General features: G+C 68.4%; 19 protein-coding genes. 7 read left to right on the top strand and 12 right to left on the bottom strand.

The genetic code is table 11. The annotated features are described in order from the left end of the window. Window positions 1-48: 48 nt before the first annotated feature. The gene (locus ABD156_RS12630; protein ID WP_344271161.1) at window positions 49-906 is read right to left on the bottom strand and encodes an alpha/beta fold hydrolase; all 858 of its coding nucleotides are present in this window, start codon (window positions 904-906) and stop codon (window positions 49-51) included. 114 nt (window positions 907-1,020) lie between these two features. Between ABD156_RS12630 and ABD156_RS12625 the strand changes: the two genes are divergently transcribed. Next, a complete protein-coding gene (locus ABD156_RS12625) occupies window positions 1,021-1,614 on the top strand; it encodes a TetR/AcrR family transcriptional regulator (RefSeq protein ID WP_344271158.1) in 594 nt (197 codons plus the stop codon). On the opposite strand, the gene ABD156_RS12620 is transcribed toward ABD156_RS12625, so the two are convergent. Next, on the bottom strand, window positions 1,595-2,665 hold the full coding sequence (locus ABD156_RS12620) for a DUF6670 family protein (protein ID WP_344271156.1): 1,071 nt from the start codon (window positions 2,663-2,665) through the stop codon (window positions 1,595-1,597). The genes ABD156_RS12625 and ABD156_RS12620 overlap by 20 nt on opposite strands. Before the next feature lie 68 nt (window positions 2,666-2,733). On the opposite strand from ABD156_RS12620, the gene ABD156_RS12615 reads away from it, so the two are divergent. Then, entirely contained in the window at window positions 2,734-4,284 is a 1,551-nt protein-coding gene (locus tag ABD156_RS12615; protein ID WP_344271154.1) for an FAD-binding oxidoreductase, read from the top strand. A 3-nt stretch (window positions 4,285-4,287) separates the two neighbouring features. On the opposite strand, the gene ABD156_RS12610 is transcribed toward ABD156_RS12615, so the two are convergent. The 3 genes from ABD156_RS12610 to ABD156_RS12600 all read right to left on the bottom strand — a co-directional run bounded on the left by ABD156_RS12610 (window position 4,288) and on the right by ABD156_RS12600 (window position 8,999). Continuing rightward, window positions 4,288-5,703, bottom strand: a complete 1,416-nt coding sequence (locus tag ABD156_RS12610; RefSeq protein ID WP_344271151.1) for a phytoene desaturase family protein — start codon at window positions 5,701-5,703, stop codon at window positions 4,288-4,290. Beyond that, window positions 5,700-7,484 (bottom strand): DUF3556 domain-containing protein, encoded by a 1,785-nt coding sequence (locus ABD156_RS12605; RefSeq protein ID WP_344271149.1) that lies wholly within the window; start codon window positions 7,482-7,484, stop codon window positions 5,700-5,702. Before ABD156_RS12605 ends, ABD156_RS12610 begins: the two co-directional genes overlap by 4 nt. A gap of 75 nt (window positions 7,485-7,559) precedes the next feature. Then, complete coding sequence (locus ABD156_RS12600; RefSeq protein WP_344271146.1) at window positions 7,560-8,999, bottom strand: class I adenylate-forming enzyme family protein; 1,440 nt, start codon at window positions 8,997-8,999, stop codon at window positions 7,560-7,562. A gap of 187 nt (window positions 9,000-9,186) precedes the next feature. Here ABD156_RS12600 and ABD156_RS12595 point away from each other — a divergent pair, with 187 nt between their 5' ends. The 4 genes from ABD156_RS12595 to ABD156_RS12580 all read left to right on the top strand — a co-directional run bounded on the left by ABD156_RS12595 (window position 9,187) and on the right by ABD156_RS12580 (window position 13,340). After that, entirely contained in the window at window positions 9,187-10,428 is a 1,242-nt protein-coding gene (locus tag ABD156_RS12595) for a PucR family transcriptional regulator (RefSeq protein ID WP_344271143.1), read from the top strand. Window positions 10,429-10,624: 196 nt separating this feature from the next. After that, the gene (locus ABD156_RS12590) at window positions 10,625-10,909 is read left to right on the top strand and encodes a hypothetical protein (RefSeq protein ID WP_344271141.1); all 285 of its coding nucleotides are present in this window, start codon (window positions 10,625-10,627) and stop codon (window positions 10,907-10,909) included. A gap of 82 nt (window positions 10,910-10,991) precedes the next feature. Continuing rightward, complete coding sequence (locus ABD156_RS12585; protein ID WP_344271138.1) at window positions 10,992-11,741, top strand: SDR family NAD(P)-dependent oxidoreductase; 750 nt, start codon at window positions 10,992-10,994, stop codon at window positions 11,739-11,741. Between the two features lie 741 nt (window positions 11,742-12,482). Beyond that, the gene (locus tag ABD156_RS12580) at window positions 12,483-13,340 is read left to right on the top strand and encodes a LysR family transcriptional regulator (protein ID WP_344271136.1); all 858 of its coding nucleotides are present in this window, start codon (window positions 12,483-12,485) and stop codon (window positions 13,338-13,340) included. Here the strand turns inward: ABD156_RS12580 and ABD156_RS12575 are convergent. The 5 genes from ABD156_RS12575 to wzm form a co-directional block, all read right to left on the bottom strand. Next, a complete protein-coding gene (locus ABD156_RS12575) occupies window positions 13,294-14,367 on the bottom strand; it encodes a hypothetical protein (protein ID WP_344271133.1) in 1,074 nt (357 codons plus the stop codon). The genes ABD156_RS12580 and ABD156_RS12575 overlap by 47 nt on opposite strands. Window positions 14,368-14,495: 128 nt before the next feature. Further along, on the bottom strand, window positions 14,496-15,005 hold the full coding sequence (locus ABD156_RS12570; RefSeq protein WP_344271131.1) for an isochorismatase family protein: 510 nt from the start codon (window positions 15,003-15,005) through the stop codon (window positions 14,496-14,498). 305 nt (window positions 15,006-15,310) lie between these two features. Then, on the bottom strand, window positions 15,311-15,628 hold the full coding sequence (locus ABD156_RS12565) for a hypothetical protein (protein WP_344271128.1): 318 nt from the start codon (window positions 15,626-15,628) through the stop codon (window positions 15,311-15,313). 527 nt (window positions 15,629-16,155) lie between these two features. Continuing rightward, window positions 16,156-17,235: a glycoside hydrolase family 3 N-terminal domain-containing protein gene (locus tag ABD156_RS12560; RefSeq protein ID WP_344271125.1), complete on the bottom strand. Its 1,080-nt coding sequence runs from the start codon at window positions 17,233-17,235 to the stop codon at window positions 16,156-16,158. A 92-nt stretch (window positions 17,236-17,327) separates the two neighbouring features. Further along, window positions 17,328-18,236: a galactan export ABC transporter permease subunit Wzm/RfbD gene (gene wzm / locus ABD156_RS12555; RefSeq protein WP_344271122.1), complete on the bottom strand. Its 909-nt coding sequence runs from the start codon at window positions 18,234-18,236 to the stop codon at window positions 17,328-17,330. 58 nt (window positions 18,237-18,294) lie between these two features. On the opposite strand from wzm, the gene ABD156_RS12550 reads away from it, so the two are divergent. Next, window positions 18,295-19,623, top strand: a complete 1,329-nt coding sequence (locus tag ABD156_RS12550; protein ID WP_344272308.1) for a class I adenylate-forming enzyme family protein — start codon at window positions 18,295-18,297, stop codon at window positions 19,621-19,623. On the opposite strand, the gene ABD156_RS12545 is transcribed toward ABD156_RS12550, so the two are convergent. Further along, window positions 19,613-21,211: a chloride channel protein gene (locus ABD156_RS12545; RefSeq protein WP_344271119.1), complete on the bottom strand. Its 1,599-nt coding sequence runs from the start codon at window positions 21,209-21,211 to the stop codon at window positions 19,613-19,615. The genes ABD156_RS12550 and ABD156_RS12545 overlap by 11 nt on opposite strands. Further along, window positions 21,208-21,672 (bottom strand): MarR family winged helix-turn-helix transcriptional regulator, encoded by a 465-nt coding sequence (locus tag ABD156_RS12540; protein WP_344271116.1) that lies wholly within the window; start codon window positions 21,670-21,672, stop codon window positions 21,208-21,210. The genes ABD156_RS12545 and ABD156_RS12540 overlap by 4 nt, the downstream gene beginning before the upstream one ends. Window positions 21,673-21,699 lie beyond the last annotated feature (27 nt).

Genomic DNA, 21,699 nt, shown 5'->3' with positions numbered 1-21,699 from the left:
GGTGGTGGCCCCCACTCAGAAGCAATGTCGCCGCCAGGCGACGAGCAATCACCCCAAAACCTCCCGCAACCGAACAGCAAACGCCTCCGGCTGCCCCGGATACCCATTCTCCGCACCAAGAAACCCCCCATGATGACTAGGAAACACAGTCACCCCCACCCCCAACCGAGCCGCGAGAGCCCGAACAGTCCGCCCAGTAAACGTCTCCCCGGTCTCCTCCCCCACCGCCAGCACAACCCGCCCCTCAACAGCCTTCAACGCGGCAAAATCCGGCACAAAATCAATAACCGGCCGAGACCGCGCGGACAACAACGGATCATCCCGCTTCCCGTCATCCTCGGCAGGCAACCCAAACTGCCCAGGCTCAACCTCAGGCTGCGCAAAGAACTCCTCAGTAAACTCCCCAACCCAACTGGTCATGGCGATAAACGCAGCCATCCCATACCCCCACCCCCGAGCCAAATACCGCTCAGTCACCGCATCACAAGCCCGAGCCGCCCCCTCGACATCCGGCAACGCCGCGATAGCCGGCGGCTCATGCGCGACCACCTTCACCACATCCCCCGGATACCGAGCCACCAACGCCAGCGCAGTAACCGCCCCGCCACTGCTGGCGAACAGATCAACAGCCCCCACCCCGAGAGCCGAAATCACCGCATGCACATCCCCAGCCTGCACCTCAGGCCGATTCTCCGTACCCCCGTCAGACCGAGTACTCCGCCCGAGCCCCCGCGGATCGTAAGTAACCACCGCCCGCTCCGGGAACAACCCCGCAAGCGTCCCGAACCCGCTGGCATCCATCGGCTGCCCGATCATCACCAACGGCCGGTCCACCTCCGAAACCGGCCGGTTATGCACGTCGTAAACGATGTCCGCGCCGTCAAGCACAAGATGATGAGTAGACACAGCGACACTCCCCTGCCTCGCGAAAACCTGTGCGAGCAGCCTACCCGACCACCGCACTCCGGAGTCCACAATGGACCCAACAGCTCAGCAGCCGACATCAGCTATGCTGACCCCGTGGCAAATTCGGCAGGCAGCAAAGGAATGCCGCGCCCCGAACGGGAGCGGCTGATCCTCGACGCCGCTGTCCAGGAGTTCGGAGCCCAGGGCTACGCCCACGCCTCAGTAGCCGCCATCGCCCGCCGGGCGGAAATTTCCAAACCGCTCGTCTACGGCTACTTCGAGTCCAAAGACGGCCTCTACCTCGCCTGCCTGCACCGAGGCGCGGCCCCGCTGGTCGACGCGGTCACCGAAGCCCAAACCGGCACCGGCCTGACCCGAGCCCTGGACACCCTGGACGCCATCTTCCGCACCCTGGAACCCCGCCGCCTGGACTGGGCAGTCCTCTGGGACCCCACCCTCCCCCCGAACTCCGCAGTAGACGAAGCGGCCCGCTCCTACCGCCGCAAACTGTCCGCACTCGGCGCGGAAGGCACCCAAGAAGCCTTGTCCACAGCCGGTTTCGCCGACCCCGCGGACGCCTCCCTGTTCGCCCGAATCTGGTACAGCGCGGTAGCCGCCACCGTCAACTGGTGGCTGGAGCATCCGGAAGAAACCGCCGAAACCACCACCCAACGCTGCGCGAGAATCCTCACCTCCCTGCGCGGCTGACTTCGCAATCCACCCACTCGAAGTATCCGCTCCCCGATACCGCCCGCTCCCGAAACGCGCCGGAATACGTGTACGCGCCGACATAACCGCGCCCATGCCCGTACCGCAATGGACTGTCCACAACGGCCTCCACCACCACAACTTCCTCCGCCCCGTCCCGCACCGTCCACCGAAACCGCTCCGGCACCCGCATCTCCCGCCCCCGCGGATCAACTTCCGGCTCGCCCCGATAGTCCACTTCGAACTGGACCTCACGAAACACCGCGGCATCCCCGTCAAGCGTGCGCACATAGGCAAGCCGACAAGCCGTAGCCCCAGCCGCCCGAACATCGGTCAGCAACAACTGGGTCCGGTCATCGAGATTGATGATCTGATAGGTAAAGAAGTCGATCGGCAGCTTGAACCGCGGCGGCAACGGCGTACGCCGAAGTGCTTGCGGCGAAACCGATCGCGCGTACTCGACAGTGCAGAGCCCGCCAATCTCGGTCTCGCCAGTGTCGTCGGTAATCATCCCGGTAAAGGTCGCGAGCAAACTCAAGTGGTCATACGCCGGGTTCCGCACGAACCAGGAAACCTGCGGCGTAGCAGTAATCGCCAGATCCGCCGAGAACCCGTCGTAACGCGCATGCACCTGATACGACGGATGTGCCGCTTCGATCGCGAGATCTGAATCCCACTCCAGCCGCGAACCGTCCTCCGCGAAGCGGCATTCAGTGTGCGAATCGTAGGCCTGATAGTGATGATGCCCAGACGCGGCAGTAGACGACAAGACAGTGGTGGTGCGGCGCGCATCGGAGGTAGCGAGGTAATCGTTGTCGAAACACACCGCACCGGTGCTGCCGATCAGCGTCATGGTGTTGAGGTAGCGGTGCGGCCGGGGCAGTTCCGGCACGAAGATGCCGTAGTGCGTCCACGCCCAGGTCCGCGAGTCCGGATGCGGCCGCAGCAGACCGGGCCGGTCGAACGGCTTCGCGGACTCCTCGATCCGCTGGTCGAAACGAGGGAGCACCCGGTTCACCACGAACGGCGCGGCAGCGGTCAGCACGCTCATCTTTCCTCCTCAGTGCCTATTACCCTAGAGTAAGTTACTCTAGGGTCAATTCGGAAGGGAGCAGTCGGATGACACGGTCCTGGTGGGGTTGGGGCGACACCGAAGAAGCGCTGACCGCCGAAGAATCGGAAGCGCTGGTCGCGCGCACGTCCGCCTTCCTTCCCGCCCACGACTTCACCGACCACGCTCCTCCCTCGCCGGACGACCTGCCGGCGCCGCCGTCCCGGCTCCGCCCGCCCGCCGCGCTGGCCCGGCTGTGCTCGACCGGCCAGGCCGACCGGTTGTCGCACGCGCGCGGCAAGGCCTTCCGGGACGTCGTCCGGAATCTGGAAGGGCGGGTCGAGGCGGTGCCGGACATCATCGCGCGCCCGGAGTCCGAGCAGGACGTGCTCGACCTCCTGGATTGGTGTTCCACCAGCGGCACGCCGGTAATCCCCTACGGCGGCGGCAGTTCCGTCGTCGGCGGCGTCGAACCGCGTTTCCCGGCGCCCGCGGTGTCGCTGGACCTCGGCCGCCTCGACCAGGTCGTGGAGATCGACCGGACGAGCCGCACCGCGCGCATCCAGGCCGGGGTGCACGGGCCTGCCCTGGAGAACCAGCTCCGCCCGCACGGCCTGACGCTGCGGCACTACCCCCAGTCGTTCACGCACTCCACGCTCGGCGGCTGGCTGGCGACCCGCGCCGGCGGCCACTTCGCGACGCTGGCCACGCACATCGACGACCTCACCGAGTCCCTGCGCGTCGTGACTCCGGCCGGCGTCAGCGAGTCGCGACGGCTGCCCGGTTCGGGGGCCGGACCGTCGCCGGATCGGCTGTTCCTCGGCTCGGAAGGCACACTGGGCGTGATCACCGAAGCGTGGATGCGGCTGCAGGAACGTCCCCGCTGGCAGGCGAAAGCGTCGGTGAGCTTCACTAAGTACGCCGACGCAGTACGAGCGACCCGGGCGATCGCCCAGTCCGGCCTGTACCCATCGAACTGCCGCCTCCTCGACGCGGCGGAAGCGTTCCTCAACACCGGCGTCCAGGCGGACGGCTTGCTGCTGCTCGCGTTCGAGTCCGCCGACCATCCGGTGGACGCCTGGCTGGACCGCGCGCTCGAACTCGCCGCGGACCACGGCGGCACCGTCACCGCCCGGCGCGGCGAATCCGGTTCGGCGTGGCGATCGGCCTTCCTGCGGATGCCGTACCAGCGCGACGCGCTCGCCCGCCGGTCGATGGTGGTGGAGACTTTCGAAACGGCCTGCACCTGGGACGCGTTCGAGTCGCTGCACGAGGCAGTCACGACGGCCGCGAACGCGGCGATCGCCGAGATCTGCGGCGCGGGCGTGGTGACCTGCCGGTTCACCCACGTCTACCCGGACGGCCCCGCGCCGTACTACGGCATCTACGCGACCGGCCGCTGGGGCAGCACCGTCGCGCAGTGGGACGAGCTGAAAACCGCGGTGTCCGAGGCGATTCTGGCCAACGGCGGCACGATCACCCACCATCATTCGGTCGGCCGCGACCACCGCCCGTGGTACGACCGGCAGCGCCCGGACCCGTTCGCCGCCGCCCTGTCCGCGGCGAAGGACGCCCTCGACCCGGCCGGAGTGCTGAACCCGGGCGTCCTGCTCCGCTAGTCCCTATCGCCGCAGATACCGCAACGCCCGCGCCGCCGCGTGACTGCCGCACATCCCGTGCGCGCCCGGTCCCGGCGGCGTGGCCGCGGAACACACGAAGTGGCCTGGAACGCCGACATCGTACGGCTGCAGGGTCGCCCGCGGCCCGAACACCAGCTGTCGCACGTCTTTCGCTCCGGTGAGGATATTTCCGCCGACGAAATTCGGGTTCCCCGCAGCGAATTCCGCCGACGACGTGGTCACCGAACCGATGACGCGCTCCCGGAAACCCGGCGCGAACCGTTCGATCTGTGCGGTGATCGCCTCGGTCGCGTCGCCGGAGTAGCCATGCGGCACATGCGCGTACGCCCACACCGGATGCACATCCCCGACCGAACGCGACGGATCGGCCAAGTATTGCTGACCCAGCAACACGAACGGCCGATCCGGCATCCGTCCATTGTGCACTTCACGCTCACCTGAAGCGACTTCCGCCGCAGAACCTCCCAAGTGGACAGTCCCGGCCGCCCGCGCTTCCGGCGAGCGCCACGGAATCCCGTCCTGCACCGCGAAGTCCACTTTGAACGCACCGGGACCGTAGCGAAACCGCTCGTACGCCCGCCGGATCCGCGGCGGCAATCGATCGCCGAGCACCGATGCCAGTGCGCGAGGTCCGACGTCCCACACCACCACATCCGCTCGCGGCAGCTGCGAAACCGCCTGCACCCGCACGCCGGTCTCGATCTTCCCGCCGAAGTCGGCCACCAACGCGGCCAATGCGTCGCTGATCGCCCGCGACCCGCCCTCAGCCACCGCCCAGCCGTGCCGGTGACCCGCGGTGAGAATGCCGAGCCCGATCGCTGACGACAGCGGACGGTCCAACGGCCGGAACGCGTGTGCCGCAACGCCGAGCCACAGCGCACGAGCCTGTTCAGTGCGGAAGTACCGGGCCAGCACGGTCGCCGGAGCGACCGTCGGCAGGCCGAATCTGCCCAGCAGCAACGGATGTTTCGGCACCCGCAGCAGCGGGCCGAGGATGTCCTCGCTCAGCGCGTCGTAGTTCTGCGCCGATGCGGAGAACAGCGCCGACCAGCGACGTTCGTCCGGACCGAGCCCGGCGGCGGTGGCGGAGACCGAGCGCCGCAGGACCCCGGCGGTGCTGTCGTCGAGCGGGTGCGCGCAGTCGATCTCCGGCAGCCGCCAGCGCAGGCCGTACCGGTCGAGCCCGAGGCCGGTCAGCACCGGAGAGCCGACCGCCATCGGATGCGTCGCGGAGCAGTGGTCGTGCAGCAGGCCGGGGACGATCGCCTCGTAGGTGCGGGCGCCGCCGCCGATCTCGTCAGCGGCCTCCAGCACCGTCACGTCGACCCCGGCGCGTGCCAGCACGGCCGCCGCGGCGAGCCCGTTGGGACCGCTGCCGACCACCACCGCCGTAGTCATGCCAGCACGCTGCCGGTCTTGGCCTGGTGAGCGGTCCAGGTGACGGTGAGCGGAATCGGACCGTTCGGCAGCCACGGCTGTTCGTTGACCGCGTCGGCCACCGTCCAGTGGCCGCGCTCGATCACGCCCAGCGCCGCGTCAATCACCTGGTAATGCTGCACCTTTGAATGGATGGCCTGCGATTCGACCCACACCACGATCCACTCCCCGGGCGCGAACCCGACCCGCTTCTGCACCGCGTTGACGAAGTCGCGGCCGTGCAGATGCCCGTCGCCGAAGTTGAACCCGAGGATCGAGTTGCAGCCGAACTCGGCCTCGCGCACGGTCCGCGCGTCGAGGTCCGGCAGGTTCTTCGCGAGCACGGAGAACAACCCGCGGCCCTGGCTGTGCATCGACCGCCAGGCGATCGTCTGTTGCATGGTGATCTCGGCGATTTCGGCTGGGTAGCCCATCTCCTGCAACTGGTCGACCTGGTTCTTCGTCGGCCGGTGCGGCAATGTGTTGAGCTTCGCCTCGGCACCCGGCGCGAACGCCCACAGCGCCGACGCCCAGTTGCCCGCGTATTGCCGCATCGACGGCAGGAACGACACCAGGTCCGGCCGCAGGTTGCCCAGGATCGGGAAGAACAGCAGCGCGGCCGCGATCACGACGGCGAGCCAGCCCGGCGTCATGTCGCCGACGCCGTATCCGGCGCTCGCCGGGAAGCCGAGGAACAGGAAGATCGCGAGGTAGCCGAAGAGAATGTTCCACTCCAGCGGCACGGCCAGCGGGAAGGTGGACGTGATGAACAGATGGAAGACCACCATCAGCGCGACGCCGGCGAGCGTGACCCAGTGATTGGTGGAGAACAGCAACACCAGCGGGGTAATGATTTCCACCGTCGTCCCGCCGACGTGCGCCATGAACGACGCGAGCTTCGACGGCCGGATGTCGTTCGGGAAATCGCGGTAATGCGCTCGCTTCAGCCACTTGAACGGCACACACGGGCTGTTGGACACCATCGGCGGCACCACATTCGTGAAGTGCTTGCCGAACTTCGAGACGCCCGCGCCGATCCAGACCAGGCAGATCAGCAGTTTCGCGGCAATGATCATGTTCACGAACGGAAGGAAGGCGAAGAACACCAACGCGGGCAGATACTGTTCACCGCGCGCGGCAAGGAAAACGGTCTTGTCCCGCAAGCCATTCAGCACGTACAGCACGATCGGCGCGATCAGCAATTCCGGACGCACGAGCCCTGAGGTGTTGCCCGGAAGCGCGGCCGACAACGCAGCGTCCGGGACGCCGGGCAGCACGATCGCGGTCAGCAGTGTCGCGAGGAAAGCCAGGTACAGCAGCACATCGAAGCCGTTTCGCCGGTCGCCCTTGGTGAACGGCACGCGCTTCCACGGTCGCAGCCGGATTGTCCCGGGCCGCGCCCAGAACAGGATCCCGCCGGTCATCGGCTTGAACTTGCCCGCGATCGGTCCCCAGGAACCGGCGACGCCGATCGCTTCCAGCAATACCGTCCACAGCACGAGCTTTTGGTAAACGACCGGCTCGTGCCACCACGCGGCGACGTCCCAGAACGGGCCGACGCCGGACGTCGCGGTCACCAGCGCCACCCCGGCCAGCACGTAGAGGAAAAGCAGCTTCACCACGTATGTGGCCGGAATCATTTTGGGCGAGCCGAAGCCGAACTGGACCCAGTGCAGCGCGAGCGCCTTGGTCCGTTCGAACAGTGGCTTCCGCAGGAAGGTTTCCGGATCGACCGGGGGAAAATCCCCTGTCTTGAACCCCATTGTTCTCCGCCTTTCTCCGGGCAGCATCGACCGGACCCGCTGATGCGGGCACGGATTGTTCTTTCAAGAGCGGGTTTAGCCAGCCGCGGCGAGTTCCCGGCGCAGCGCCGGTTTGTCGATCTTGCCGACCGGATTCCGCGGCAGCGCGGGCACGATGTCGATCCGCACCGGCACCTTCACCCGCGTCAGCCGGGCGCGGCAATGGTCAAGCAGCTCGGCCTCGCTCACGACCGCGGCCGGGTACAGCGTCACGGTCGCGACCGGCAGCTCGCCGAGCACCGGATGCGGCGCGCCGACCACCGCGGCTTCCAGCACCGCCGGGTGTGCGTGCAGTGCGTTCTCGATCTCCTTGGGGTAGAGGTTCTCCCCGCCCCGGATGATCATGTCCTTGATGCGGTCGACCAGGACGAGGTAGCCGTCCTCGTCGAACCGCCCGACGTCGCCGGTGTGCAGCCAGCCGTCGACGATCGTCGCGGCGGTGGCCTCGGGCCGGTTGAGGTAACCGCGCATCACGTTCGGGCCGCGGACCACGACCTCGCCGGGACCGTCGGTCAGCCTGCCTTCTGGATCCATCAGTGCGACTTCCTGCCCGGGCAACGGACGCCCGACGGTGCCCGGTTTACGCGGCCCGGCCAGCGGATTCAGCGTCGACGCGCAGCTTCCCTCGGACAGTCCGTACCCCTCGACGACCACCACCCCGAACCGCTGCTCGACACACTCGATCAGTTCAGCGGGCATCGGCGCGGCACCGCAAACCACCAGCCGCAGCGACGAAGTGTCCGGCCGAACAGTCTCCGGAAGACCCGCCAGCCGCGCGTAAATCGCTGGTACGGCGGAGAAAAACGTCGGTCGGACGCGTTCGATCGTGTCGAAGAAGTAGTCCGCGCGGAATCTCGCGGTGATCGTCGAGCAGCCGCCGGCGAGCAGCGGCGCGAGCACGCTGACCACGATTCCGTTGACGTGAAACAGCGGCAAGATCAGCAAACTGTGGTCCGCCGGGCCGAGTTCGAGCGCGTTGACGATCATTTCGGTCATCGCCCGGACGTTGGCGTGGTCGAGCACGACGCCTTTCGGCTGCCCCGTCGTGCCGCTGGTGTAGATGAGCAACGCGACGGCATGTTCGTCGTCGGCCACCGGTCCGTCGTCCGGCGCGGCGGTCGCCAACTGCTCGAGTCGCAGCGTCACCAGATCCGAATCCGCCTGCCCCACCACGACTTTCGCCTTCGCGTCCGAGATCTGGAACGACGCCTCGCCGTCGGTCAGCTCCGGGTTCACCGGCGTGACCGCGGCCCCGAGCCGCCAGGCCGCGAACAACACCACCGCGAACTCGACCCGATTCGGCAGCAGCACCGCGACCACGTCGCCCGCGCCGACCCCTCGGGCCCGCAAGGCGGCCGCCGCACTGCGCACCCGCACCGCGAATCCGGCATTGCCGAGTTCGCCGTGTTCATCGGCGAGACAGGGCAGGTTCGGGTTCCGCCGCGCTCGTTCTTCAGGCAGGGCCGCGAGGTGCATCGTCGAAGTCCTTTCCCAGGGCGGCTTAGTGGGAAATGACGGTAAGGACGGGCCGTGACCCAGGCCATAGGCCGCAGAACCGAAGGCTTCGCCGGTCGTTGTGCCGGGGTCACAACCGCCTGCACCGAGGGGGTGAACGACGCCGCTCGCCTGTCGCCGGGGCGGCCCGGTGGTTACCCTGACCGCCATGTCCGACGCCGTCGACGCCGTCGTGGCCGAGATCGCGCACGCCATCGACGCCGATCTCACCGCGCGCACCACCGAGCTGACCGACTGGTTCGTCGAGATGATCCCGGAGTTCCGGCACGACGAGACGGTCCGGAAGCTGATGATCGCCAGCACGTCGGCGAATCTGGTCGCGATCCTCGACATGCTGTCGCATTCCATCCCGCTCGACCGGATCACCGTCCCGCCCGCCGCGGCCGAGTACGCGCGCCGGTTCGCCCAGCACGAGCTGTCGCTGGAAGCGCTGCTGCGCGCGTACCGGCTCGGCGAGCACCGGTTCGAACAGTGGGCGATCGAGGCGCTGGAGCGGCAGCCGAACATCGACACCCAGCTCGCGCTGGCCGTGCTCGCCGAACTGTCCCGCCGCACCAACCGCTACATCGACCAGGTCATCCAGGGCCTCATCGACATCTTCGAGACCGAACGCCGCCGCTGGAGCAGCCGCACCGGAGCCGCGCGGGCGGCGCAGATCCGGCTGGTCCTCGATTCGGACACGCTGACCGAGGACTCCGCGCAGCAGCTTCTCGCCTTCCCGATGCGACAGTGGCACCGCGCGGCCGTCGCGTGGCTGCCCGCCGAGGGTGCGGGCGAACTGCAGGCCGCGGCCCGGTTGCTACAGGAGGTGTGCGGACGCGGTCCAGCTCTCACCATGCTGGCTGACGACCGCACGCTGTGGAGCTGGACGGTCAGCACGGAACGCGACGACATCGAGGTCGACCGGCTCCGCTCCGGCGTCACCGACATCGGCGGCGGCCTGCGGCTGGCTCTGGGCGCGCCCGGCTACGGACTGGCCGGATTCCGCGGTTCGCTGCGCGAGGCGGTCCGGGCACGGGCGGTCGCGGAGACCAACGAGGACCAGAGCCAGAACGTGGTGCTGTTCGACGACGTCGCAATCGCCGCGCTGCTCACCGAACAGTCCGACGATGTCTATCGATGGATCGCGCGGGTGCTCGGAGACCTCGTCGCCGACGATCCCGGCGCCGAACAGCTGCGCGAAACCCTGCGGGTCTTCCTCGACACCGACGGCAGCTACACGCACGCCGCCGCCCGGCTGCACCTGCACAAGAACACCGTCCACTATCGAGTCCGCAAGGCCGAGGAACTGTGCGGACGACCGCTCGCCGAGCACCGGCTGGAAGTGGAAGTCGCCCTGCGTGCGGCCACCTTGCTGCGCAAGCGGCTGCCGTGGAACGAACCCGGCTGACCCGTCTGTCCATTGTGGATTCTTTTGCCTTCTCGGGATGCCGTGTTAGCCTGTCGCCGTGCTGCGCCTCATGACGTCCGAGCGACTCGTAACCCAGCGCGCCGGCTGAACCAGGCTGCCGGCGCGCAAGCCGGCGTACGCCTTTCTCCGGGACCTGGCCCTCTTCCCGCCAGATCCTTCTTCCTGGAGAAACGCCATGTCCCTGAGCACTTTTTCTTCGGCCCCGTACACCTCCGCCCCGGCCATGCTGGTCCGCCGCCGGATCGCGACGTACTTCGTCGGCGGCATCGACCAGATCCCCGGCCTGGTCGCCACGCTGACCCAGCACGGGAAGCTGATCCACGAGCTGTCCGTCGACGTCCGCGAAGGCGTCCGGGAAAGCAGCATGGTCAGCACGGTCCTGGTCAGCCCCGATGCGCTCGACTCGCTGCTGGACGCCCTGCGCGACCTGTCGTCCGTCGTCTCCGCTGAGCTGGCCTGATCTTTCTGAGCCACCCCCTCGCCGACGGCCCGCCGACGCGCATGCTCAGACTGGGGTCCCCACCAGCGAAAGGGCATCCCATATGCGATTGGCCGACAAGATCACCCTGATCACCGGCGCTTCAAGCGGAATGGGCCGGGCGGCCGCCCTCACCTTCGCCCGCGAAGGCGCGACGGTCGTCGTCACCGACGTCGAAGACGCTGACGGCGCCGCCGTAGCCGAGGAAATCCGCGCGCTCGGCGGCCAGGCCGAATACCGCCGCCTGGACGTCACCGACGAAGACTCCTGGGCGGCTGTCCTCGGTGCCGTCCTGGACCAGCACGGAAAGCTGGACGTCCTGGTCAACAACGCCGGGATCAGCGGCACCTTCGACCCGGATCTCACGAGCACGGCCTTCTACGACCGCCTGCTGCAAGTCAACGCCCGCGGAGTATTCCTGGGCATCAAGCACGGCGCCGCAGCGATGTCCGGCAGGGGCGGCTCGATCGTGAACCTGACGTCGATCTCAGCCTCGATCGGCCAGGTCGGCGTGCATCTGGGTTATGCCGCCTCGAAGGGCGCGATCAAGGCGATGACGACCACCGCGTCGGTCCACTATGCAGGCGAAGGCATCCGAGTCAACGCGGTAGCGCCCGGCCTGCTGCCGCCCATGCGCACCTCCCGCGGCTCCACCGACCCGGTGTGGCGAGCGAAGCAGGTCGAGGGCGTGCCGATGGGGCGCACCGGGGAGGTGCAGGAGGTCGCTGATGTGATCCTGTTTTTGGCTTCCGCGGAATCCTCGTACGTAACCGGGGTAGAGATCATGGCCGACGGGGGTTACACGGCCCAGTAAGGTTTTCTGGGGCTTCCGCGGAGTTGGGCGGGAGCCCCGTAAGCCTCGGTGCGGTGTCGTGTGCACTCTGGCTGTGTTTCTGGCTGCTCGGCCGCTCCCGCTGGCGAGCCTGTCCGGACGGCCCGGCTAACCCTGGCCAGCTGCGCGCCGCCGCCTCAGCTAAGCGAGCGCGCCACACGCCGCCGCCCGGTCAGCCAAGCTCGCCACACGTGGCCACCCCCGGCTAACCGGGCGCGCCACTCGCGGCCGCCTGACCAATCGAGCGCGCCGCACGCCGCCGCCTCAGCCAACCCCGCCAGGCGCAGCCGCCCCGGCTAACCGGGCGCGGCACGCGCAGCCGCCCAGCCAACCAACCCGCCAAACGCAGCCGCCCTGATCAGCCAAGCCAGCCACCCCGGTCAGCCAAGCCGGCCACGTGTAGCCACCCCGGCTAGCCAACCCCGCCACACGCAGCCGCCCAGGCACCCCAGCCCGCCACACACAGCCACCCCAGCCCTGCCGCGCGCAGCCGCCCCGGTCACTGAGCCCCGGCGCGGAGACCCAGCGCGCGAACTGGCCCTCCGCATCCAACCGCCACAGTTCGTCGTCGAACCCGCGGCCCGCGCGAACCCATCGCCTCTCGCCCCGGCCCACCATCGGGCCTCGCCGCCGCGGTCCCTACCTGGATCAGCCGTCGCGAACGAGCCCCGCGGTACGTTCACCAAGCGCCGGTCTCCCCGGTGGCGAACGGAGGCGAAGCCGATGGAGCTGAGGCAGGTCGAACACTTCCTCGCTGTAGTCCGGCACCGCAACTTCACCCGCGCCGCCCAAGACGTGCACGTCGTGCAGTCCGCCCTCAGCGCGTCGATCCGGAAACTGGAAGCCGACCTCGGCGCGGAACTGTTCGACCGCACCACCCGCCGGGTGACCCTCACTCCCGCAGGCGAGGCCCTGCTCCCCCTGGCGCACCAAATCGCCGCGGACGTCGACTCCGCCCGAGGCGAGGTCGCCGCGGTAACCGGCCTCGCGCGCGGCCGGGTGTCGATCGGGACCATCCAGACTCTGACCGTCATCGACCTGCCCGCGAAACTCGGCGAATTCCGCGCCCGCTACCCAGGAATCCGGCTGCGTGTCCGGGAAGGCACGATCCCCGGACTGACCGCCGCAGTATCCGACGGCGAACTGGATCTGTCCTATATGGGCGGTCCGCTGCCGGAGGATCTGGCCGAATTCGCCAGCTGGCAGCAAAACCTGGTCCTGCTCACCCACCCCGGACACCGCCTGTCGCCCCGCCGCCGAGTCCGGCTGGCGGAGCTGGACGGCGAACCGTTCGTAGACTTCACCGGCAGCGGCCTGCAAGCCCTGGTCGACCGCGCCTTCACCGAAGCCGGAGCCCGCCGCGACCAGGTATGCGAGGCGACAAACGTGCCCCTGCTAGTCGACCTGGTCGCGGCCGGCCTGGGCGTCACCGTGGTTCCGGAACAGGTCGCCGCGAGGTCCGGGCTGCCGTTCGCCCACCTGACCCAGCCGACGCTGGCCCGCACGATCTACCTGACCGGCCGCTCGGCAAACCTCACCAACCCGGCGGCACGGGCGCTGCTGGCCCACCTCCTCGCCTGACCCCACGCACCGGCGCGAGCACCAGCGCAAAGCCGACCAACCCCAACACCAACGCGACGGTCGTCAGCCCGGTAATCCCGGCGACAAACGCCAACGCGAACGCTCGCCCGCCGAGCCGCCGCAGCAACCGGACAGCATCGCGAGTCTCTCCGTCGACCGGCTCGACATCGGCTGCCGGGCTGACGCCGACTTCCGACTCGACGCCAGCCTCCGAGTTGAGGCTCACCGCTGGCTCGACACCGGTCACCGAGCCGAGGCTCACGACCGGCCCGACACCGGCCACCGAGCTGGGGCCCACCGCTGGCTCGACGCCGGCCACCGAGCCGAGGCTCACGACCGGCCCGACACCGCGCACCGAATTGCCGCCGAACACCGGGCTGCCGTTGGCCGCCCTGCCGACGTTGGCGGCAGGCTCGGCATTGGCCGCCCGGTTGAGTCCGCCAGCAGAGTTGCTGCCCGCCACCGGGTTGGCGTCGGCCACGGCATCTGCTGCCGAGCTGGCGCTGACCGCCGACTCGACGCCAGGCACCGGGCCGACGCTCCCCATCAGGTTGACGGCCACCGACTCGGCGCTGGGCACCGGATCGACACTCGCCGCCCCGTCAACACCCGCCATCGCCTCGGCACCGGTCGCCAAGCTGACGTTGGTAACAGGCTCCCCACCTGCCACCGGGTCGATGCTGGCCGACTGGTCAACGCCCGCCATCGACTCGACGGCCATCACCGGCTCGGCACCGGTCGCCAAACTGACGTCGGCCACCAACTCGCCACCCCGCACCGCGTCGACACTCGACGCCTGGTCGACACCCGCCATCGGCTCAACAGTCGCCACCGGCTCGGCACCGGTCGTCGTGCTGTCGTTCGCCGCATCGAGAACAACGTTGTCCTGCGCGACCCGACGATCGCCCGCGTCGCTCTTCGCAGCGAGGCCGGGCTCGGTGTCGGCGGACCGGTCCGCCGGCACGCCACCGTCGAGGTCGTCGCTTCGGGCTGGATCCTCGGCGGAGTCGCCGGGCTCAGACGTCATGGGCTGAGTATTGGCCGACGGCGACCAGCCAGTCCAACGCCTGTTTTCGCTGCGATTCAGCGATGAAATCGATCGATCCTGCGGAGGCTCATCGACTTAGCAATTGCCGCCCCTCGACGGCGCCGGGATCAGGCGAAGAGCACCTCCTCGCTGCCGACCAGCTTCACGCCTGCCGCGGACAGTTCCTCGTTCACCCGGGCGCTCTCCTCCGCGGCGGGGAGTTCGTCGTCGTAGGTGGCGTGGGCGTCTTGGACCAGCGTGACCTCATGACCGCGGTTGAGGGCGGCCAAGGAGGTGGCCCGGACGCAGAAGTCGCTCTGCATTCCGGCCACGACCAGCGGGGCTGACTCCGCAAGCAAGGAGCCCAGCGAGGTATCGGCGAAGGAGTCGGGTGTCTGTTTGTCGACTACGTGCTCGCCCGGGCGGACGTCGTGCACCAGTTCCCAGCCGGAGGTGCCGGGCACGTCGGGGTCGTCGCCGGTGCCGTTGTTCCGGACGTGCACTACTTGGGCACCCGCTGCTCGCGCACGCTCCAGGACACGCGCGATCGCGGCGGCGACTCGGTCAGCATCGGGCACTGGGGTGGGCGGGAGAAGCATGTTGTTCTGGACGTCGATGAGAAGCAGCACGGGAACCATGACCGGAAGCATCCCAGCGGGCACCGACAAAAAACGGGGCTCGGCGTTCGCCCACAGGGATGAACACTGAGCAAGCTGCGGGGCAACGCCCTGATGAGCTGGCAGCGTCGCACTGGAGCGGCAACGCCTCCGCTGAAGAGGACTTCCCACCGGGTTCTGGCGCTGGCGAATCTCCTTAGCCCCAGCGGGAGCGCATCTTCGGACAGGGCGAGTTTCCGGCCGAGCATTCGGCAACCCATCCGCCGAAACCGCTCGCTGACAGTACTTCCGCGACGACCGCCAGGCCTGCCACCAGACCCCCCAAGCTACGAGTCTCTCGGCTCCTGTGCAGAATCCGGCTGCGCTGACGGCCGAGGGTGGCGCACCGGACGCTGCCGGGCGACCGGGTAGCGCGCCAGAGGGTGCGCCTCGTCCAGTCGGTGGCGCGCGCGGCGGGGCTCGGCGTCCGACGGTGAGACCCAGCGGCGCATCGAGTCGTCCGGCCGGGAGGTCGGGGAGGTCAGCGAGGGCGGGGTGGTCGGCGGCGGAACAGCGGAGCGACGCCGGGCGGCGCGGCGCAGGAACACCACGGCCAGCACCACGAACACCGCGGCGACGGCCACCAGGAGCCACCAAGCTTGCATTCGTCCTCCCGTCGTGGGTGGGTCGCACGCAAGGGTGCCCGTTCGGCCCGCCGACAGCGCGATGTCCACACCGCCGGGTGTCACCGGAACGGGGGGTTGTTTGCTGGATAATCGCGGAGGGCGGGCCGGGTGCCGCGCAGGTACCGGCTACAACGTCGCTAGCAGAGGCTGTACGACGACCAGGCTCGCAGTTAGCGCGAACGAAGGACACCGCTGACTGGATGCGCGACGGAGCCGAACCCGCGAGAAATACCGAGAGCTGTCGTGCGCGGCGAGGAGCAATACCGGAATCTCGCGACGTGGCGTGGCAGCTCGAGGGCAGGATCCAGGGCGGAGCCGCGCGGCAGAGAACGCCGGGGCAGCGCCGAGAACCTTGCCGCGCGGGGAAGCACGCCTCAGGCGCGACCAACATCAGCGGCGGTGCGAGAACCTCGTCGCACGGGAGCGCGCTCGGGGCTCAGCAGCAAGAACAAGGCAAGGAGAAGCCCCGCAGCGGCGAGCAGAACCTCAACCCACCACCAAAGGCCCTACTTCACCCCGTCCCGCAACGCCGACACCCGATCAACCGCCGCGGTGAACTCCCCGCTCGGCAAAGATCCGTCCGACAAGCCCGCAGCCAGCGAGGAAGCAGCATCATCCCCCTGGCTCACGTCTCGAGCGGAGGCCAGGATCAAGTCCATCCCCGCCTTCGCCGCCAGCACAGCACGGTTTCCCGGCCCGCCATAAGACTTCAGCGCGCCAGCCTCCAAAGCATCCGTCACGGTCACCCCGGCGAACCCCGTGCCGTTGCGGAGTTCCTGCACGGCCGCCGGCGAGAGTCCGGCGGGGCGGGAAGCGTCCAGAGCCGGGTACACGGCCCACGAGAGCATCACCAGCTTCACCCCGGCATCGACCCCCGGGTGGTAGGGAGCCTCGTCCTTAGCGCGCAGTTCAGGCAACGGCACGTTCAACGTTACCGGCCCGACGTCCGTGTTGCTTCCGGCCGGGACGGCGCCCAGTCCGGGGAAGTGCTTGGCGGTCGCGGCGACTCCGGTGGACTGCTGGGCGGTCGCGAAGTCCCGGCCCAGCGCACCGGCCACCTGGGGATCCTGACTATAAGAACGGCCGTATTTGTCGATGAAATTGCCCGGTTGGCGGTAGACATCCAGAACCGGCGCGAGGTTCACGTTCATGCCCACCCCGGCCAGGTTCTGGCCCGCACCGGTACCTGCGGCCTGCGCCGCGGCGGACGGGTTCGAGGACTGAGCGACCTGCTTCGCCGACAGGACCGGCTCCCCGGGCAGGCGGCGGACTTTGCCGCCTTCCTGGTCGGTCATCAGCAACAACGGCCGATGCACCGGGCTTTGCGCGTTCGCGTCCCGTAATTGTCGGATGACGCCGGTAATCTGCTGGGAACTCGAGATGTTCTCGCCGAAGAAGATCACGCCCGCGGCTTCCCCGGCGCGGATTCGTTGCAGCAGAGCGTCGGGCGGGGTCAGGCCGGGATAGGAGTAGATCACCCGCTGTCCGGCCAGTTGCCGCGGGGTGAGTTCGGCGGGGGTGGCGGCGACCGTGCTCATCGCGAGCACCGTCACGCCGAGAGCCAGCAATGCCTTCCGACGCTTCATGGGGCCTCCGTTCGCGCGGGTCGTGGGACCACGCTAAACCCCGCGTGCGTGCTCGGCCGATCGAGCTGTCGACGGAAAGTCCTAAGTGGACGTCAGACCCAGTAAGCGACCCGGGCCCGGTAATTGCGCAGCACCAGCAACGCCAGCGTCCAGCCGACCACGGTCACCACGCCCGCGACCAGCCAGTGCGTCCAGCTCTGCTGCTGCCCGACCAGCGGCGCGCGCACGATCTCGACGAAGTGGTACACCGGGTTGAGCTGCAGCAAATTCACCGCGACAGAACCGAAACCTTCGTGCGAGGCCTGATTCATCGCGCGCACCTGGTCCATCGACCACATGATCGGCGTTGCGTAGAAGAGCATCGTGATGAAACTCTGGATCACCGGCGGGATGTCGCGGAACCGCGTGGACACCACCCCGAACAGCAGCACCACCCACGCACCGTTCAGCAAGACCAGCAGCAGCGCGGGCACCGCGAGCAGCATTCCCCAGCCGAGCCCGGGGTGCAGCAGCGCGCCCGCTTTGTCCACCAAGCGGTACGGCTGCGAGAGCTTGCCGAAGAAGATCGCCAGCACCACTACGTACACGACGAGGTTGTGCGCCAGGTACAACGCCTGCCGCCACACCGTGCGCAGCGCGTACACCGACACCGGCGCCGGCAGCTGTTTGATCATCCCCTCGTTCGCGATGAACGTTTCCGAACCCTCAACGATGCAGCCGTTCATGAAGTTCCACAGGATGAGCCCGGTGGTGATGCTCGGCAGCAACGTCGAAATCGAGGTACCGAACAACGCGGAGTTCACCACGCCCAGCGCGAGCGCGGTGACCGCCATCCCGACGGTGATCCACAACGGCCCCAGCGACGAACGGCGGTAGCGCTGCTTGATGTCCTGCCAGGCGAGCAAGGCCCACAGTTCCCGGGCACGCAGCCCGGCCCGCAGGTCGGCGAGGGCGCGGCGCCAGCTTCTCGGGTCGGCGTCGATCGCGGGCGGAGCGGTCATGACACCGAACCTAGCCGCGATCGCCGGTCCCGGCCAACACGCGACTACGGTGTGCCGGGTGAGCTTTTTCCTGTCCCGCGTCCTTTCCGCACTCCGCGACGGCGGCGACACCGTGCTGTTCCACCACGACGACACCACGATGACGTACCGGGCGGCGGCAGAGCTGCTGTCGCGACTGCACAGTGGACTCGCCGAGGTACGCGGCATGGTGGCGATCGACGCCGCGAACCGGCCGGAAGTGGTGCTCGCTCAGCTTGCCGCGCAACTGCGTGGATTGGAAGTCGTGCTGATCGCGGCGTCCGCGAGCCGTCCGGCGCGGGCGGCGACGCTGGCGGCCACCGGGGCGACCTTGCTCACTGACACCGAACTCGACACGCTCGCCGCCGCGCGTCCGTCCACTACGGACACATTGCCGGATCGCGTCACGGCGATTTTCCCCAGCGGCGGCACCACCGGAACTCCGAAGCTGATCCGGCACAGCGGCATTTACGACGGCGTGGCCCACATCTTCCAGCCGGACGGCACCAAAACCGCTCTCGTCACCGCGCCGCTCACACACATGACCGGCAACGCCGCCGTACTCGGCGCGCTCTGCTGCGGCAACACCGTGGTGCTGCATCGGGAGTTCAACGCCGAAAAGCTGCTGGCCGATGTGGAGCGTCATCGCATCACGACATTTTCCCTTACCCCGCCTCGGCTCGCCGCGGTACTCGACCATCCGCATCTGTCCACAACGGACGTATCCAGCGTGCAGCAGCTTTCCCTCGGGGCCGCGCCGTTGCCGCCCCGGAGGCTGGCCGAGGCGCTCGAGGTGTTCGGACCGGTCGTCGGACAGGGTTACGGGCTCACCGAAGCGCCGATGATCGCCAGCATCTCCGCGGACGAAGTCCTTGCCCGGCCGGATCTTCTCGGCTCGGTCGGCCGCATCGTGCCAGGCATGGAAGCCCGCGTCGAGAACGGCGAGGTACTCGTGCGCGGACTGTCCATGATGGACGGCTACCACGGCCAGCCGCCGATCGGCGACGGCTGGCTGCACACTGGCGACCTCGGCCGCTTCGACGAGGACGGCTACCTCTACCTAGAGGACCGGATCGACGACGTCATCGTCACCGGCGAGCACGGCACGAAGGTCTCTTCGACCACTGTGGAGCACGCACTTCTCAGCCATCCCAAGGTAAAAGCCGCCGCAGTCGTCCCGGAAGCCGGACCGGACGGTACCCTTCTGCGCGCAGTCGTGGTCGCCGACAAGACGACCACCGACGAACTGCGCGACCAGGTCCGCAGAGAACTCGGCGGCGAGCATTTCGTACCGTCCACTGTGGAGTTCCGCGCTGAGCTGCCGCTGACCCCAGTGGGCAAAGTGGACAAACAACGGCTCAAGCGCTGACCGACGGGCCCAGCAGCCGTTCCCGGTGATGCTCCTCGTGCAGGTCTCGCCGTCGCGCGTGCAGCAATTGCGCCAACGTCACTTTGCCAAGCACCCGCGAGGGATCGTGCCGGTCGACCACCAACGCCTGTGTCGTGTGCCCGAGCGCCAGTTCGTTCGCGACATCGCGCAGAGTGTCGTCCGCGTACACAACGACATCCGCTGACATCTGCACATCCGGTTGGTGCGTCATCACTTCATGCACGAAGAACGTCTCAAGTGGATCAGTCGTATACTCGCGAGTGAGGTGCAGCCGTCGCCGCGCGATCTTCTCGGTGAGTACGGAACGCTTGAGCAGCAATACCGAAAGCGCGTACGCCGAGAACGACGCGACGACGAGTGGCAGCAGATAACTCCACGCGTGGGTCAGCTCCAACGTGAACACAATGCCGGTGAACGGCGACCGCATCACGCCGCCGACCACCGCGGCCAGCCCGCACGTCGCCCAGAATCCCGGCGCGACGTGTGGCAGCAAACCGCCTTCCGCCGCACCCAGCGCGGCACCGATCATGAACACCGGCGCCAGCACGCCGCCAGAGGTCCCGGATCCCAGTGACAGCGCCCAGATCAGCGTCTTCACAACCAGGATTCCGACGATCAGCGACGCGGTCGCGTGCCCGGTGAGCAGCGTGTCGATCACGTCGTAGCCGACGCCGAGCGCGTGCGGTTCGATCAACCCGCCGATGCCGATCACCAGGCCGCCGATCGCTGGCCACCACATCCAATGCACCGGCAAGCGCCCGAAAAGATCTTCGGCGAAGTAGACGAGCGCGGTCGCGCCGATCGCCAGCAACCCGCCGGTGAGACCGGGGATGAGGGCGAGGCCGTCCGCGGCCGGGCCGGGGTTCGCGCCGGTGAACGGGACCCCGAAAACCGGTCCGGTGCCGAGGAGGAAACCGCGGCACACCGTCGCGACCGACACCGCGGCGGCCACCGGCACGAGGCTGCGCGGACGCCATTCGAAGAGCAGCAACTCGACCGCCAGCAGGACCGACGCGAGCGGCGCGTTGAACGTCGCCGCCATCCCGCCCGCAGCACCGGCGACGAGCAGCGTCTTGCGTTCGTCCGCGGACAGTTTCAGCAACTGCGCGACGATCGAACCGACCGCGCCGCCGGTCATGATGATCGGTCCCTCGGCGCCGAACGGGCCGCCGGTGCCGATGCTGACCGCCGCCGAAACCGGCTTCAGCACCGCGACGCGGGGGGCCACCCGGCTGCCGCCGGTGAGGATCGCTTCGATCGCCTCCGGCATGCCGTGGCCGCGGATCTTTTCCGAGCCGTAGCGCGCCATCAGGCCGATCACGAGCCCGCCGACGACCGGCGCGAGCAGCACGAGCCACCACGGGTGGTGCTGCGCGCCCGGCGCGACGAGATCCGTGGCGACGCGCTGGTAGAAGACCAGATTGGCGATCAAGCCGATGAGCTTGAGCAGCGCGAACGCCGCCACCGCCGCGGCGCCGCCCACCGGCAGCGCGATCGCGGTGATCAGCAGCATCCGCCGATTGACTGCGAAGTCGCCGAGGTGCGCGGCCCGCGCCGGGATCTTCACAGCCGGCCCGGCCCGGCCGTCGGCACACCGGGTGCCGATTCCGCCGCCGCGACCAGGTCGCGGACCGCCGTCGAGACCGCCTGGCTCCGCTGGGCGGGCACTTCCGCCAGCAGTTCGGACAGCGCGCGGTGGCGTCGGTCCACGACACCCGTGACGACCTCGCGTCCGGCAGCGGTGACCTCGATCGTCACCACCGTGCGGCGGTGCTCGTCCTCGCCGCGCACGACGTATCCGTGCGCCTCGAGCTTGTCAGCCAGCCTCGTGACCGAGGAGGCGTTGACCCCCATCGCCTCGGCGAGCCGCGAACACGGCACGCGTCCCAGGCTGTCGAGCACCACGAGCAATCGCACCTGCGGGAAGGTGACGCCGCGCGGGGCGGCGTGCGCGCTGTCCCAGGCCACGGCCACGAGCACGCGAGTCAGCCGCTCGAGATCGGCCACGTCGTCCGGCAAACCTTGCATAGTGCAAAAGTTGCTATAGACAAGGCT

It is taken from the genome of Amycolatopsis albidoflavus, assembly GCF_039525725.1.
GTDB classification, from domain to species: Bacteria; Actinomycetota; Actinomycetes; order Mycobacteriales; family Pseudonocardiaceae; genus Amycolatopsis; species Amycolatopsis albidoflava.
This window is presented reverse-complemented; position numbering and strand designations above follow the sequence as displayed.